The organism is Patiriisocius marinus, from assembly GCF_008974325.1.
Taxonomy (GTDB): Bacteria; Bacteroidota; Bacteroidia; order Flavobacteriales; family Flavobacteriaceae; genus Patiriisocius; species Patiriisocius marinus.
In genome coordinates, this window is record NZ_BKCG01000001.1 from 456,315 (window position 1) to 472,115 (window position 15,801).

A 15,801-nucleotide genomic window follows, 5' to 3' on the forward strand; every position below is an offset into this window, starting at 1 on the left:
TTAATACTATTTCTTAGTTGATTATGCTTCTTTAGAGTTTCTCACTTTTGCCTTATAGAAAACATTAGGCTCTGTACCTACAGCTTCTAATAAGTGATACATTCTCTTATCTTTTTTCTCTTTATAAACTTCACTATCGTGGTCATTGATATCACCAAAGACCATTGCTCCTTTATCACAAGCAGATGAACAAGCTGTTTGGAACTCAGCATCCTTTACTGGACGACCATCCCTCTTAGCTTCTAATATCGATAATTGTGTTTTCTGAATACACATAGAACACTTCTCCATCACCCCTCTTGACCTAACATTTACGTCAGGATTTAATACCATACGACCTAAATCATTATTCATATGATAATCAAACTCATCGTTTTCGTTATACAAGAACCAGTTGAAACGACGCACTTTATAAGGGCAGTTGTTTGCACAATATCTTGTACCTACACAACGGTTATAAGCCATATGATTCTGACCTTGGCGACTATGAGAGGTTGCAGCAACAGGACAAACAGTCTCACAAGGAGCATGATTACAGTGCTGACACATTACAGGTTGAAAAGCAACCTGAGGATTAGCCGATGGATCCTCTAATTCTCCAAAACCACCTAATGAACCATTATCACCAAATAACCCTGAAAAACCTTCTTTTTTATCCTGATCTACATCAAAAGACTCTTCCGCAGAATAATATCTATCAATACGCAACCAATGCATATCTCTACTACGCCTCATCTCGCTCTTACCTACAACAGGCACATTATTTTCAGCGTGACAAGCTACAACACAAGCACCACATCCGGTACAAGCATTTAAGTCAATAGATAAATTAAAATGATGTCCTATTGAACGATCAAATTCTGTCCATAAATCAGCATCAGGACTTGTTACTGGAATCTCTTGGTGATCCTTTGAAACTTGAGGAACCGGATTCCAATCGTGAGCTGACTTAGTATTAAATATTTCTAATGATGTTTCGCGAATAATATCACGACCCATCATTGTATTGTGTAATTGAACACAAGCAAATTCGTGAGTACCAGAAACTTTTTCCAAAGTAACATTTTGTACAGAAGAAAAGTTATTATACAAAGCATAGGCATTTACACCTGTTTGCATTTCTTCTTGAATAGCTGCGGTTTTTCCATATCCTAATGCTAAACCAACAGAACCTTTCGCTTGACCCGGTTGAACCAAAACAGGAACATTACTTACAGTAACATTACCCATTTTAACATTAACAATACTTCCATCAAGACCACCATTTGCAACATTTTCATTAGTTAAGCCCATAGCCTCAGCATCAGACTTAGAAACAGTTACATAATTGTCCCAAGATGTTCTTGTAATAGGATCTGGCAACTCTTGTAACCAAGGGTTGTTTGCTTGTTGACCATCACCTAAACTAGTTTTTGTGTATAATGTTAATTCTAAACCACCATCTTGAGAAGCACTTAAAGCTCCATTTGATGTGCTAGAATTTAACACTGTAGATAAAGAAACTACTTCATTATCAACCTGAGCATTCGAAACTAAAACACCAGCCTCTAAAGCTTTGTTCCAAGATGTTCCACCCAATACTCCTGACCAAGTATCCTTTATATAATCATAATATTTTTTTGAATTTCCAGTCCATTGCAATAATGTATCTTGAAATTGTCTTGTAGAAAATAAAGGACGAATTGTAGGCTGCATTAAACTAAACGTACCCTTCTTTAATTGTGCATCACCCCAAGATTCTAAATAATGTGGGGTTGCAGCAACCATATCAGCCAATTCAGCTGTTGCATCTTTTCTAGAAGCAAAAGCTAATTTCATTTCTAAATTACCGTATGCCTCTGCAAATTCAGCACCATTTGGCAATGAATATACAGGATCAACCCCTACCGTAATTAAACCTTTGACCTTTCCATTAATAACACCTTGAACTACAGCAGCAACTTCAGAAGAATTACCCTGTCTCATCATTCTAGGCTTAACAGCGTCCATAACAACACTACCAGCATTAGCCTTTAGCGCCATTGTTTGAGCTTCTACACTCGGAAGACCTGTTAAAATAACAGCTTTATTACCAGCAGCAGCTAATTGCGCCTTTGCACTAGAAACAGCTTTAGCTATATGATCAGGAAGACCAGAAGCAGAACCTCCAGTTAATGCTTTTAAAACTTGTAATTGTTGACTAGGAGTTACAGGAACACGTTTATCAGCATTTGCCCCAGACAATGTCATATTTGCCTCGAATTGAACGTGACGAGACATTTTACCATTCTTAGGAATACGACTTTTTGCATATCCTGCATCAAAGCCTCCACCTTGCCAGTCTCCAAGGAAATCTGCACCTACTGACACTATAACTTCAGCTTTACTAAAGTCATAATCAGCCATAGCTCTCATACCATAAACGGACTGAAAAGCATCTAGCGCTTCCGAAGAAGAAACAGTATCATATATTACGTGACGAACATTCGAAAATTTCGCCGTAAACTCTTTTATTAATTTTGAAGTAGAAGGACTAGCAAAAGTTTGTGTTAACAACACAATATCTTTTCCTTGCATTTCATTCATCTTCCCAGCTACTGCGATATCGAAATCTGACCAAGAAACTTCTTTACCACCTACTAAAGGAGCTTTTAATCTATGATTGTCATATAAAGACAATACAGATGCATGAACACGAGCGTTAGCCCCACCCATAGTAGACAAATCGTTACGCTCTATTTTAATAGGACGCCCTTCTCTTGTTTTCACTAATACGTTTGCAAAATCAAAACCATCAGCAATTGTAGTTGCATAATAATTTGCAACACCCGGAACTATTTCATCCGGAGCAACAACATAAGGTATTGATTTAATAACTGGTCCCTCACAAGCAGCAAGAGATGCCGCTGCGGTAGTAAAACCAACGTACTTTAAGAAATCACGACGTGTCGTGGAAGTTGCCTCTAAAGTTTCCTTGTCACCTAAAAATTCGTCTGTTGGTATTTCTGTAACAAACTCATTTTGCTGTAACGCCTCAACAATAGCGCTGCTTTCGTCAAGCTGCTCAACACTTTTCCAGTATTTCTTGTTTGATGCCATAATTATTATTTACGATTCTTGATATGCAATTTAAATTAATTGAAATTTCTTTCTAAAAATGAAATTTGTATATCTAAAATTTTACTCTTTTTATTGTTTTTATCTCATTCACTAATCTAACTATTATTTCAGTATTAACCGAAACGACATCTAGTAGTGACACTTACCACACTCTAAACCTCCCATTTGAGCGGCAGTAACCTGCTCAACTCCGTACTTCTTGGCAAGTGCTTCGTGAATCTGTTCGTAGTATTCATTTCCAGAAACATTAACATTCGTTTCACGATGACAATTAATACACCACCCCATAGTCAATGGAGAAAACTGTTCCATAATTTCCATTTCTTCAACTGGACCGTGACATTTCTGACAAGCAATACCTCCAACAGTTACGTGTTGCGAGTGATTAAAATACGCAAAGTCTGGTAAGTTATGAATACGAACCCATTTAACAGGCTCAGACTCTCCCGTATAACCCTGAGTAGTTTCATCCCAACCTACAGCTTTATATAATTTTTTAATCTCTTTATTATAATCAACACCATATTCATTTAACCCTTCAGCCTGTGTATCCTCAGACACCTCAGCAATATTTTTATGACAGTTCATACAAACATTTAAGGAAGGAATTCCTGAGTGCTTACTTTTTCTAGCTGATGAGTGACAATAGTTACAATCAATTTCATTAGCACCTGCGTGAATTCTATGAGAGTAATGTATAGGTTGAACAGGAGCATATCCTTGATCAACTCCAACTTGCATAAAGAAACCGTACATGAAGTACGCTGCCGTCAACAACAATAATACTGCAGTTACTAAAAGCAGAAATTGATTTTCAACAAAACTTTTCCATATTGGCGTACCTTTTGGCTTTTCACCATAATCAACACCGTTTGCAGTCGCAATCTTCTTTAGAGTTTTAGAAACAAGAACAAGCATTACAATCAACAACAAGAAAACCCCAGTAAGAGCACCTAAAATAATATTATTAGAAACACCACTCCCTGAAGATGCAGCAATCTCACCAGCACCTGTTGGAGGAACAACTACTACTTTCTCCTCACTAGTGTAAGCCAATATATTATCAATATCCCCATTACTTAATGCAGGGAAAGACTGCATTACAGACTTGTTATTCGCTTCAAAAACTTCAATAGCTTGAGCATCTCCACTAGCAATTAACGCTTGACTATCTTTTATCCAAGCATACAACCACTCACGATCGTATTTTTGAGCAACACCTCTTAAGGCAGGGCCTGTAGCTTTCTTATCCAACTTATGACAAGCTGCACAGTTAGCATTAAATAATGATTTCCCTACTGCAGGGTCACCTACACCGTCAGCAGCTGGAGTTGCGGCTTCAGTTTGTGCTGCTTCGTTAGCAGAATCTGCTTGAGCTTGAATTGTAGTAGAAAAAGTTAACATAAATGCTAACGCTAATACTGACAAAATAGAGGGTATCTTAGTAAAATTCACCTTTTGCATACTGAATGGTTAAATATCGTCAATAGTTTGGCACGTAATTAGTTATTAAATCAACTGTTGTTTCACAGTCTACAAATGCCATAAATAACGTTGCAAAAGTAGCATATTAAGTCCATTTTAGAAATCTAAATAATCTGTTAACATCTAATTTATACTCTTTCTAAATAATAAAAACGCCTCTATAAAAGTTAAAGAGGTGTACATTTGTACTTTCAAAAAAATTATATGAAAAAATCATTTCTTTTTAACTTATTTATTATCAGTATTTTCATAGTCTCTTTCACACAAGACAGCTTAGCGCAAAGCGGAAATGTGACTATTAATGCTGACTCTCAAATTGAGCAATTATTAATCACTAAAAAGTCTTTAGAAAAAGACAATAAACTTAGTGATGGATATACAATACAATTATACTATGGTGAATTAGAAAAAGCCAATAGTGTCCAAAAAAAATACCGAAGCGCTTATGGATCTTGGCCAGCATCAATTGAATATGAGACTCCTAACTTTAAAGTTTGGGCTGGAAACTTTGCTACTAGATTGGAAGCAGATAGAGCCTTAATTGAAATACAAAAAAACTTCCCAAGTGCGTTTATACTGGAGAAAAAGAAATAAGAAAACTTAATAAAACACCAAAAAGCCTCAGCTTATTAAAGTTGAGGTTTTTTTATGCTCAATAAATACCAAAAAAAAAAAAAAAGGTTTTAAAAAATATATCCCAAAACTTCAATAACACAACAACGTTTGCAAATTAAGAAAGAGCTACTCATAAAATTAAAACTAACCTTATAACAACAATAAATCTATAATTAAAATCAACTATTAACACATCGTTAGAAAGCTGAATTCAATTAGGCACGTGTATTATAATAAATCAACAATATCATATTAAGACGATGATACTTCAAATACATAACATTTCCGAAGAAAGTAAAAAGCCTCATTTCAATTAAGAAAGGAGGCTTTTATTAACTAATACAACATCGTGTTGCAATTTATTTATTTCAACTTTTTCTTCACAGCTACTTCGTGGAAACTTTCTATAATATCTCCTTCGTAAATATCATTGTAGTTCTTAATCTGCATACCACAATCATACCCCTTAGCAACTTCTTTAACATCGTCTTTGAAACGTTTCAAGCTTGTTAACTCACCTGTATAAACAACCACTCCTTCACGGATTAATCGGATACCAGCGTTACGTATGATTTTACCTGTTTGAACCATACAACCTGCAATAGTTCCAACCTTAGATATCTTGAATGTTTCTCTAATTTCTGCTGTACCTGTAATCTCCTCTTTCATTACTGGAGATAACATTCCTTCCATCGCATCTTTCAAGTCATTAATCGCAGCGTATATAATTGAATACATACGGATGTCGATTTCTTCCTTGTCAGCTATTTGACGTGCATTACCCATAGGGCGTACATTAAATCCAATAATAATCGCGTCAGAAGCAGAAGCTAACAACACATCACTTTCGGTAATAGGTCCTACAGCTTTATGAATAATATTAACTTGAATTTCTTCAGTTGATAATTTTTGGAAACTATCAGTCAATGCTTCAACAGACCCATCAACATCACCTTTCAGGATAATATTAAGTTCTTTAAAGTCTCCTAATGCTATACGACGTCCAATTTCATCTAAAGTAATATGACGTTGTGTTCTAACAGATTGCTCACGTTGTAATTGTGTACGACGACTTGCAATATCCTTAGCTTCACGCTCATCTTCAAATACGTTAAACTTATCACCCGCCTGAGGCGCACCAGTCAATCCTAAAATAGACACTGGAGTAGATGGTCCGGCAGACTTAACTTTCTTACCTCGCTCATCTTGCATTGCTTTTACTTTACCACTATGTTGTCCTGCAAGAACATAATCACCAACCTTTAATGTACCACCTTGAACTAAGATTGTAGAAACATATCCACGACCTTTATCTAAGAACGCTTCAACAACAGTACCGTTAGCTAATTTATTAGGATTTGCTTTAAGCTCTAATAATTCAGCTTCAAGCAATACTTTTTCTAATAATTCTTTAACTCCAGTTCCCATCTTTGCAGAGATATCATGAGATTGGATTTTTCCACCCCAGTCTTCTACAAGAAGGTTCATTGCAGCTAATTTTTCTTTAATCTTTTCTGGATTTGCAGCCGGCTTATCAATCTTGTTAATTGCAAAAACGATTGGCACTCCTGCAGCTTGTGCATGAGATATCGCTTCTTTTGTTTGTGGCATAATATCATCATCTGCCGCAACTACAATAATTGCTAAATCGGTTACTTGAGCACCACGAGCACGCATCGCCGTAAAGGCTTCGTGACCTGGTGTATCTAAGAATGCTATTTTTTGACCATTTTCTAATTGTACCCCATAAGCACCAATGTGCTGAGTAATACCACCACTTTCACCAGCAATTACATTCTCTTCACGAATATAATCTAGTAAAGATGTTTTACCGTGATCAACGTGTCCCATAACTGTAACGATAGGAGCTCTTTCAACTAGATCTTTAGGATCATCTACAACTTCTTGTATTGATTCTTCAATATCAGCAGTAATAAACTCTACTTCGAAACCAAACTCTTCTGCAACGATTGATAATGTTTCAGCATCTAGACGCTGATTCATTGTTACCATCATTCCAAGAGACATACATGCTGAGATAATTTTAGTTACCGGAACATCCATCATTGTAGCAACTTCACTAACAGTAACAAATTCAGTTACTTTTAACAACTTACTATCAAGCTCTTGTTGTGCTAATTCCTCTTCCGTTTTTTGACGGTGAGTATCACGCTTATCTCTTCTATATTTTGCACCTTTCCCTTTAGACGACTTCCCTTGAAGCTTCTCTAAAGTTTCACGTACTTGTTTTTGCACTTCTGCTTCACTAGGCTCTTCTTTAGGAGTATTTATGCGAGCACGCCCACGTCCTGGTCCTGAATTACCTCCTCTATTATTTCCACCACCAGAATTTCTGTTTCCTGGAGCACCATTATCTTTACTTATACGTCTACGACGACCTTTTTTCTCTCCTGGCTTTTCAGTCTTTTTCTTTTCAGGTTTTTTAAATTGAGATAAATCAATTTTCTTTCCTGTAAAGTTAGGACCATCAAGCTTTTTATACTGAGTTTCCACTACATCAGATTTAGCAATTGCACCTGGCGCAGCAGCTTCATCTTTAGATAGTTCAGGAGCAACTTCAGCAACAGGTTCAGTTTTCACTTCTTCCTTTTTTACTGGAGGAGTTACAACTTCTTTTGCTTTAACAGGAGCTTCCTCCTTTTTAATTACAGGCTTTTCTACTTTAGGAGTTTCAGCAACTTTCACTTTTACTTCAGGAGCTTTCTCTTCAACCTTAGGAGTTTCTTTTTTAGCCGGAGTTGGCTTCTCCGTTTTCACAGGAGCCTCTTTTACTTCCTCTACAACGTTTTCTACTTTTGGAGCTTCAACAACTGGTTCAGGAGCAGGTTCAGGAACTGGTGCTGCTTTAGGCTTTACATTGCCTTTAGCATCAAGTTCTATTTTACCTACTTGCTTTGTTCCAGCGAGTTTAGCTTTTGCCTCAATTACTTTTTTGGCTTCAGCTGCTTCAGCTTTACGCTGCTCTAGCTCTTCACGCTCGCGTTCACGATCTTTAAAGAGCTCTTCTTTTTCTTTGCGCTTTTCTTCGCCGACTTCTTTTGACTCAACTTTTTTCTCTTTGTCTTTTGCGAACTCTGCAGAAAGCAGCTCGTACTCTGTATTTGAGATCTTAGTCGTAGGACGTGCCTCTATTTCCACGCTCTTGGATTTTAAGAAATCCACGGCACGGTCAAGAGAGATGTTAAACTCCTTGAGTACTTTGTTAAGTCGTATCGATTTTACTTCAGCCATAAAAATGGGTATGTGTTCTATTTACTATAATAATGGAAAAATACTTTATTAATCAAAGCGTTAATCCTCAAACTCTTCCTTAAGTATACTAATTACTTCTTTGATAGTTTCTTCTTCAAGATCTGTACGTTTTACTAGATCATTCAAGTCGTAATCTAACACACTTTTTGCAGTGTCTAGACCTATCTTGTGGAATTCTTCGATGATCCATCCTTCGATTTCATCTTTAAATTCTCTTAATTCAACATCCTCTTCAGCCCCTTCACGCAATACATCTATTTCGTATCCTGTTAATTGACCTGCTAATCGAATGTTATGTCCTCCACGACCAATAGCTTTACTTACTTCCTCAGGACGTAATATTACCTCAGCACGCTTTGTTTCTTCATTAATCTTAACCGATGTTACTTTCGCTGGGCTTAATGCACGCGTAATAAACAATGTAAGATTTTCTGTATAGTTAATGACATCTATATTTTCATTTCCTAATTCACGAACGATACCGTGAATACGAGATCCTTTCATACCTACACAGGCACCTACAGGATCAATACGATCATCATAACTATCTACAGCCACCTTAGCTTTCTCACCTGGTATTCTAACTACTTTTTTAACAGTAATTAATCCATCAAAAACTTCAGGTATTTCTTGTTCAAATAATTTCTCTAAAAATAAAGGATTCGCACGAGACATAATAATCGTTGGCTTATTTCCTTTTAATTCTACACTTTCAATAATTCCACGAACGTTATCTCCTTTTCTAAAAAAGTCAGAAGGAATTTGCTTATCCTTTGGCAAAATTATTTCATTCCCTTCATCATCTAACAAAATTACAGCTCTATGACGAATATGATGAACTTCAGCAGTATAAATATCTCCTTCAAGGTCTTTAAATTGCTTATAGATAATTGTATTGTCGTGCTCGTGTATTTTTGAAATCAAATTTTGACGTAAAGCCAAAATAGAACGACGTCCAAGGTCAATTAACTTTACCTCTTCAGAAACATCTTCACCAACCTCAAAATCATCTTCAATTTTACGAGCTTCAGTAATTCCTATTTCTTCATTAGGATCCATCACATCTCTATCATCAACAACAATACGATTTCTCCAAATTTCTAAATCCCCTTTATCTGGGTTTACAATGATATCAAAGTTATCGTCACTCCCGTATTTCTTTTTAAGTGCATTTCTAAAAACCTCTTCAAGTATCGCCATAAGCGTCACTCTATCTATTTGTTTATCGTCTTTAAATTCTGAAAACGAATCAATTAACGCTAAATTTTCCATATCATTTTAATTAAATGTTACCATAACTTTTGCTTGTACAATCTCTTTATAAGGAAGCACTGTCTTTTTCTCAACAGTCACTTTTCCTTTTCCTACAGGTTTTGGCTCACGCGCTTTCCACTCAAGCGTAACATCCTCATCTGTAGTATCGGTTATTTTCCCTTCAATAGTTTCCCCTTTATCCGTTCTCACTTTTAAAGTTCTACCTATATTTTTTTTATACTGCCTAGGCATTGTAAGAGGCTCAGAAACGCCAGCACTCATTACTTCTAAAGAAAAATCTAACTCTTCTCTATCAAGATTATGTTCAATTCCACGACTTATAGCCATACAATCTTCAACCCTAACGCCGTCATCACCATCTAGTGTTACACGTATATTATTTTCTTGAGTAATCTCAAGGTCTATCAGGAATAATGACGGGTGTTCCGCCAATGCTTCGTTTAATAATTGTGTTACTTGTTCTCTCATCAAATACTAGTATAAAAAGAGGGGACGCTATGTCCCCTCTCCTAATCATCATAAATTCGGTGCAAATATAGCAATTTATTTGAGATTAAAAAAATAGACAGTCTTTCGTTTTAGAAGGGTTATTTTGTAACTTTAATCTTAGGCTTAAAATAAATTAAATTCAACAGGAAATTTAGGTTATTTTTCTTCTGAAATTTTAATCATTTTTCAACTAACTCTTTTAAAACTACAATATATGAAACGCATCCTCGTACCTACTGACTTTTCTGAACAAGCTGAATACGCTCTTAAAGTTGCTGCGGAAATTGCAACTAAACATGATTGTGAGTTATACCTACTTCACTCATTAGATATGCCATCACAAATAAGAGGTGTCGAAAATGCAAGTGCCATGCCCGAAGCATTATATTTTATAAAACTGGCTGAAAAAGGATTTGAAAATTTATTAAAAAAAGACTACTTAGGGCCTATAGAAGTACATCAAGCAATAGGCCACGCCGAGATATATACTGATGTAAGTCAAACAGTCGAAGAAAAAGATATTGACCTAATTGTAATGGGTTCACACGGGGCAAGCGGTTTCAAAGAAATGTTTATAGGTAGTAATACCGAAAAGGTTGTTCGAACTTCTAAAGTACCTGTACTTGTTATTAAAAATGACCATGCTAAACTTGATATTAAGGATTTTGTTTTCGCAACAGACTTTACAGAGGAGTGCCGCTGGAGTTTTAACGAAGCACAAAAATTTGCAAAAACTGTAGGAGCAAAAATGCATTTACTTTATGTAAATACACCAGCAGGTTTTAAAACAACTGAAGAGGCGACTGAACTTATGGAAAATTTTGTTCGTGGAATGGGTGCAGAGAACTACACTATCAATATTCATAATGCATTCTCCGTAGAAAAAGGAATTCTTCAATTCACTAAATTAAAAGATGCGCAATTAATAGGAATGAGCACACATGGACGTAAAGGTCTTAATCATTTCTTTAATGGAAGTATTAGTGAAGACTTAGTAAATCACGCTCAAATGCCGGTCATTACATTTAAAATTAGCTAATCTTAAACACAAAAATTTTAAAAGTGCCGAGTGTCTAACTTGGTGCTTTTTTTATTCAATCTATAATCTGTATATATTGCGGTCTAATAAAATTACTCAAATGAAACTCATCACTATAGTTCTCTTCATTTTTGCAGTTGGATGCGGAGCTCCTTCTAAAAACACAGGTCCCATTATAGACAGTAAAACTGAAAGTGACGTAATAACCTCAAAAAACAATCCCACTTCAACAGAGCCAACAGTTGTAAAACCAATACTACCAAAAGGCGCTGTAATAGGAAATTACAATGGAGATTTGAAACCTTTCTACGCTCATGTTAGTAAAATAGACACTAAAAAAGGTGTGACAACTGTAAGCTTTGAAAGTAAAAAGTATCCTGATGTGTTAATCCCTAAAACCTACGGTGGTACAGTTGCTCCATTAATTTTAGAAGGTTTTGATAGGGATTTATTATTAGTAACTGCAAAATTAGAAGACCCAAACTTCAACAAATACTTTCTCTATGTGCTTAGAAATAACAGTTGGAAACCCGTGATGAATGGTTTTGCTATTCATAAAAGTAATCGTCCTGAAACACTACAAGTCATTAGAGTGAATCCAGAAAACAAGAATGAACTCATTCGGTACTACTCTGTTTTTGATATTGACGAAACAAACGAAGAAGGATATGTCTGGCGTTTATTAGAGGAAAGTATTGTTAAACAAAATTGGTAATTTCAACTTTCTTCGGTTTACATTTACAATTTTTCTTATTGCAATCTTCTTATATAGCGAAACGCACAAATTTCTGTACAAGTCTGATCAAACATAGTAAACTCATCATTAGTTTCTTGAACAAAACCATATGTAACCGTACCACAACTATTACTTGTAGGCATAAATACTAATATCCCTTCTTCTAAATTAAATGCACCATTATTACATTCTAAAGTTCCATCACCAAAAGTAAATGTACTATCTGAGTTAAAAATTAACGCAGCTCGATCTTCCAGTGGAACTTCAAACCAGTCACCACCTAAACCTCCATCACTTATTAGTGTTTCGTTTAATTCCCAAACCCCAACTAAAGGGATATCGATTGTATCGATTTCATTTGAATCTTTTGTACAACTTATCAAAGTTGTAATCAATATTATAAATAAATATTTCATAATTATTAATGTTTAATTATTAACTGTTTAGTACGTATTTTATTGCCGTCATTAATATGTAGAAAATAAATACCGTTTGGAATATTTTGCACATTAAATACTTTTAATTCATTTTCAAACTCTTCTGATATTATCATATTAGAGTGAATATCTAAAACTTTCACACTAAATGTTTGGTTTTCTGGATGCTTACTAAAGTCCAATATAAATTGATTACTGGCTTGATTTGGGTATGGATTTGGATCCCAAAGATCACAAGTTGTGCACAATGTTCCATTATCGTGAATAACATCGATATTTATAGATCCTCCATTACCACATTTATTAACTGCAATGAGCTGCACCTTACCATTTATTTCTCCATTTCCTGTCCAAACGTGATAATTATAACCCGTATCTTCTGGTAACATCTGCCAATAATCACTGGTTTGATCTACTACATTAGTAACTTCAAAAGGATAAGGTAATCGCCATTCGTAAGATTCAGAACCGACTGCACCTCCACCTGTATAAGAATACCAAGATCCGGAGTTAACCTCTGAAGGTCCATTCAAATAAGTCGGAGCTCTGGGTTTACCAATCCACACATTAAATTGAGAAGTGCCAGATGCGTGTGTTATTGTAACTATACCATATCCACTAAATCCTGAACTATTCGCTACAACAGTAATTGAGTTTTGATTTGTTGCTGATGTTATTGTCATGTTAGACGATACGCTCCAAGTGTATGGAGGGTCTGCATTTTCTATTGTAATAATTGTGTCATCATTATAACATACTACCTTTTCTCCACTTATATAAGGTTCTAAATTTTCACAAGAACTACTATTGTTTATTATTGGTTGCAATAAGGAAGAGTTATTAATAGCATTACGCATACGTTCACCTTGTCCTGCTGAAAAATATTCACGACAACCACTTGCCATCAAATTTCTCACATCAGGATTATATCCATCATCACCCACATAATTACATAGAAAATCATAATTTGGTGGTATAATTTCGGTTCCATTTATTATATAATTACTGTGTAAACCTGGGTCTGCAGGTGTATCACAAACATAATCTCCACATGTAGTACAGTTAGAACCATCAATATTTTCAGGGCATTGATTAGGATCACCACCTAATTCATTATAAGTACCGTGATGAGTATGATATAAATTAAGGCAATGACCTAACTCGTGAGCTGAAATAGTACTTTGAGCAAAGCCAAAACCAGTTATAAAATTTTTACTTAAAACTCCTTCTGCAACTCCCGCTATAGACACAATCCAATTCTCCTCAAATTCATATTCTATATTTTCAACCAAAAAATAATTTATTGCGTTAGGAACACTGTAGGTTTGAATCAAGTCATCGAATCCTATAACCTCATCTGCAGTTGTATCATATACTAAGTTGTAACTATCAGAATTGTCAATATAAGAATGCCCTATACTTCTTACTTTAATATTAACAGGATTAAATACTTCGTTAAAACTATCAATTACAGAAGGTATCTCAGTTGGATTTAAACCACCTGTTCCATCAGTTTCTCTAACAATATGAAAATACATATTAATACAAACTTCTTGATTAACCGCAGCAAAAGCTTTTCTTGTTGTGGGTACAAAATTTTGATTAGCAATATTAGTTTTAGTGAAGCATTCTTGAGCGTTCATTAAATTAAAACTTAGTAATAAAGAAAATAATAGAACAGTAAATCTATTTATCATGTTGTTGGCTTTTTGCTAGTTACCTCAAACTTAAAACTATTATTACATTAACAACAGAAAATTTTGTTAAAATAACACATTTATGTGTTTATGATATTTTATCACAATTCAGTAATTGAACTTGTGTTAGACGAAAAAAAATATCTTTTAAAATTCGGTCAAAACTTGAGGCAACTTAGGAGGAAAAGCCAATTGACACAAGAACACTTGGCTATTGATTCAGACATACCAATTAATCAAGTTGGTCGCATTGAAAGAGGTGAGATTAATACAACTGTCACAACCTTACTGAAAATTTCAAAAGCCCTAAAAGTAGAAATTATCGAACTTTTTATGTTCAAATAACAACTACCTCAAATCAATCAATTCAACAGGCTTCCTACTCATTTTAGGGAATCTAATTACATTCAGCACTTTTTTGTCGTGAAATTCTACAGATGGTGTTACGCGTAATTTTGCTCTAAAATGATCTTTCACTTTCTGCAAAAATATTTCACTTTCAGCGGTAGTGGCAATCTTGATTAAAATTTCGTCTGTACCTATATCGTTATGTGAAATTTCAATAACAAAACAATCAATTTCAGAAAAATCATTAAGTACATTATACATAGCAGGTGGATATAACGTTGTCCCTTTGTACTTAATCATTTGCTTTTTACGTCCCACAACTGGCCCTAATCGCATCGTGTTTCTTCCACAAGAGCAAGCATCAGTATGCGCTTGAACCATATCACCCGTTTTAAAGCGTAGTAATGGCATTGCTTCTACTCCCAAAGTAGTAATAACCAATTCACCAACTTCACCCTCTTTTACTGGCAATTTATCTTCATCTAAAATTTCAGCAATCAAAAGTTCTGGATGATGATGCCCTCCTTTATGCGCTTCACATTCATTAAAAGCTGTACTCATTTCTGTACTTGCATAGGTCGAAAACAACTCAATCTCCCAGCTTTCCTTAATTTTTCTTGCAAGGGTATTATGCGTAAAATTCTGATTTCGAATAGGTTCACCTATACACAAAGCTCCTTTTACGCTACTTTTTGTTATATCAATGTTATTGGCCTGAGCAAATTCAATAAGCTTTAATAAAAATGATGGAACACAAATTAAATAAGTAGGCTCGAATTTCAAAATACTATCCCATTGCAATTCTGGAATACCAGATCCAACTCTAATTATTCCAGCTCCCAATTTTCGAGCACCTAAAAAATAAGCAAGCCCAGCCATAAACCTCCTGTCCATTGTAGTCATCAACTGCATAACATCGTCAATTTTAACTCCAGAACACTCAAAGCTAATTGCTTCATTATATGCTAATCTATCTAGATCCTTGTCACTTAAAGCAAATGTAACAGGCTCACCAAGCGTTCCACTAGTAGTGACATAATCAATTATTTTACTTTTGGGAACACAGATAAAATCAGTGTTATTTTTCTGAAGTTGATCTTTTGTGGTAAGCGGAAGACTCCTTAAATCTTCTAACGTTTTTATAGCCGAAACATCAATACTTTTTTCCTCAAACAGATTTTTATAATAACCTGAATTGGTATTTATATAAGCTAGCATCTTTTGCAGTTCTGTTTCTTGGAATTGCTTTATTTCCGTCTTGGATGCTTGTTCAATTTTTGGGATCATACTTTTTATTCTGAAATTTTA

At 35.1% G+C, this 15,801-nt stretch carries 12 protein-coding genes; 4 read left to right on the plus strand and 8 right to left on the minus strand.

The genetic code is table 11. The features are described 5' to 3' along the window. Positions 1 to 21: 21 nt before the first annotated feature. Positions 22 to 3,078 carry a TAT-variant-translocated molybdopterin oxidoreductase gene (locus GBH57_RS02040; protein ID WP_151672385.1) on the minus strand — a complete coding sequence of 1,019 codons (3,057 nt, stop codon included), beginning with the start codon at positions 3,076 to 3,078 and terminating at the stop codon, positions 22 to 24. Between the two features lie 150 nt (positions 3,079 to 3,228). After that, complete coding sequence (locus tag GBH57_RS02045) at positions 3,229 to 4,563, minus strand: cytochrome c3 family protein (RefSeq protein WP_151672386.1); 1,335 nt, start codon at positions 4,561 to 4,563, stop codon at positions 3,229 to 3,231. Positions 4,564 to 4,788: 225 nt separating this feature from the next. On the opposite strand from GBH57_RS02045, the gene GBH57_RS02050 reads away from it, so the two are divergent. Beyond that, positions 4,789 to 5,178, plus strand: coding sequence for an SPOR domain-containing protein (locus GBH57_RS02050; RefSeq protein WP_151672387.1), 390 nt, complete (start codon positions 4,789 to 4,791; stop codon positions 5,176 to 5,178). A gap of 384 nt (positions 5,179 to 5,562) precedes the next feature. Here the strand turns inward: GBH57_RS02050 and infB are convergent, their stop codons facing one another. From infB to rimP, 3 genes are read right to left on the minus strand one after another with little or no spacing between them, the layout of a single operon-like run. Then, on the minus strand, positions 5,563 to 8,451 hold the full coding sequence (gene infB / locus GBH57_RS02055) for a translation initiation factor IF-2 (protein ID WP_151672388.1): 2,889 nt from the start codon (positions 8,449 to 8,451) through the stop codon (positions 5,563 to 5,565). 60 nt (positions 8,452 to 8,511) lie between these two features. Next, on the minus strand, positions 8,512 to 9,744 hold the full coding sequence (gene nusA / locus GBH57_RS02060) for a transcription termination factor NusA (protein WP_151672389.1): 1,233 nt from the start codon (positions 9,742 to 9,744) through the stop codon (positions 8,512 to 8,514). A 6-nt stretch (positions 9,745 to 9,750) separates the two neighbouring features. Then, on the minus strand, positions 9,751 to 10,218 hold the full coding sequence (gene rimP, locus GBH57_RS02065; protein ID WP_151672390.1) for a ribosome assembly cofactor RimP: 468 nt from the start codon (positions 10,216 to 10,218) through the stop codon (positions 9,751 to 9,753). Positions 10,219 to 10,450: 232 nt separating this feature from the next. Here rimP and GBH57_RS02070 point away from each other — a divergent pair, with 232 nt between their 5' ends. Next, complete coding sequence (locus GBH57_RS02070) at positions 10,451 to 11,275, plus strand: universal stress protein (protein WP_151672391.1); 825 nt, start codon at positions 10,451 to 10,453, stop codon at positions 11,273 to 11,275. A gap of 100 nt (positions 11,276 to 11,375) precedes the next feature. Beyond that, positions 11,376 to 11,990, plus strand: a complete 615-nt coding sequence (locus GBH57_RS02075) for a PDZ domain-containing protein (protein WP_151672392.1) — start codon at positions 11,376 to 11,378, stop codon at positions 11,988 to 11,990. A 35-nt stretch (positions 11,991 to 12,025) separates the two neighbouring features. Here the strand turns inward: GBH57_RS02075 and GBH57_RS02080 are convergent, their stop codons facing one another. Then, positions 12,026 to 12,427: a hypothetical protein gene (locus GBH57_RS02080; RefSeq protein ID WP_151672393.1), complete on the minus strand. Its 402-nt coding sequence runs from the start codon at positions 12,425 to 12,427 to the stop codon at positions 12,026 to 12,028. Between the two features lie 5 nt (positions 12,428 to 12,432). Beyond that, a complete protein-coding gene (locus GBH57_RS02085) occupies positions 12,433 to 14,091 on the minus strand; it encodes a T9SS type A sorting domain-containing protein (protein WP_161596053.1) in 1,659 nt (552 codons plus the stop codon). 177 nt (positions 14,092 to 14,268) lie between these two features. On the opposite strand from GBH57_RS02085, the gene GBH57_RS02090 reads away from it, so the two are divergent. Then, on the plus strand, positions 14,269 to 14,490 hold the full coding sequence (locus GBH57_RS02090) for a helix-turn-helix domain-containing protein (protein ID WP_235904631.1): 222 nt from the start codon (positions 14,269 to 14,271) through the stop codon (positions 14,488 to 14,490). A gap of 3 nt (positions 14,491 to 14,493) precedes the next feature. On the opposite strand, the gene flxY is transcribed toward GBH57_RS02090, so the two are convergent. Next, entirely contained in the window at positions 14,494 to 15,780 is a 1,287-nt protein-coding gene (flxY, locus tag GBH57_RS02095; RefSeq protein WP_151672396.1) for a flexirubin biosynthesis putative acyl-CoA ligase FlxY, read from the minus strand. Positions 15,781 to 15,801 lie beyond the last annotated feature (21 nt).

Coding starts and splice junctions, on each gene's coding strand:
- GBH57_RS02070 (WP_151672391.1), top strand. CDS start 10,451: ATGAAACGCATCCTCGTACCTACTGACTTTTCTGAACAAGCTGAATAC.
- GBH57_RS02075 (WP_151672392.1), top strand. CDS start 11,376: ATGAAACTCATCACTATAGTTCTCTTCATTTTTGCAGTTGGATGCGGA.
- nusA (WP_151672389.1), bottom strand. CDS start 9,744: ATGGAAAATTTAGCGTTAATTGATTCGTTTTCAGAATTTAAAGACGAT.
- GBH57_RS02045 (WP_151672386.1), bottom strand. CDS start 4,563: ATGCAAAAGGTGAATTTTACTAAGATACCCTCTATTTTGTCAGTATTA.
- GBH57_RS02040 (WP_151672385.1), bottom strand. CDS start 3,078: ATGGCATCAAACAAGAAATACTGGAAAAGTGTTGAGCAGCTTGACGAA.
- GBH57_RS02080 (WP_151672393.1), bottom strand. CDS start 12,427: ATGAAATATTTATTTATAATATTGATTACAACTTTGATAAGTTGTACA.
- infB (WP_151672388.1), bottom strand. CDS start 8,451: ATGGCTGAAGTAAAATCGATACGACTTAACAAAGTACTCAAGGAGTTT.
- flxY (WP_151672396.1), bottom strand. CDS start 15,780: ATGATCCCAAAAATTGAACAAGCATCCAAGACGGAAATAAAGCAATTC.
- GBH57_RS02085 (WP_161596053.1), bottom strand. CDS start 14,091: ATGAACGCTCAAGAATGCTTCACTAAAACTAATATTGCTAATCAAAAT.
- GBH57_RS02050 (WP_151672387.1), top strand. CDS start 4,789: ATGAAAAAATCATTTCTTTTTAACTTATTTATTATCAGTATTTTCATA.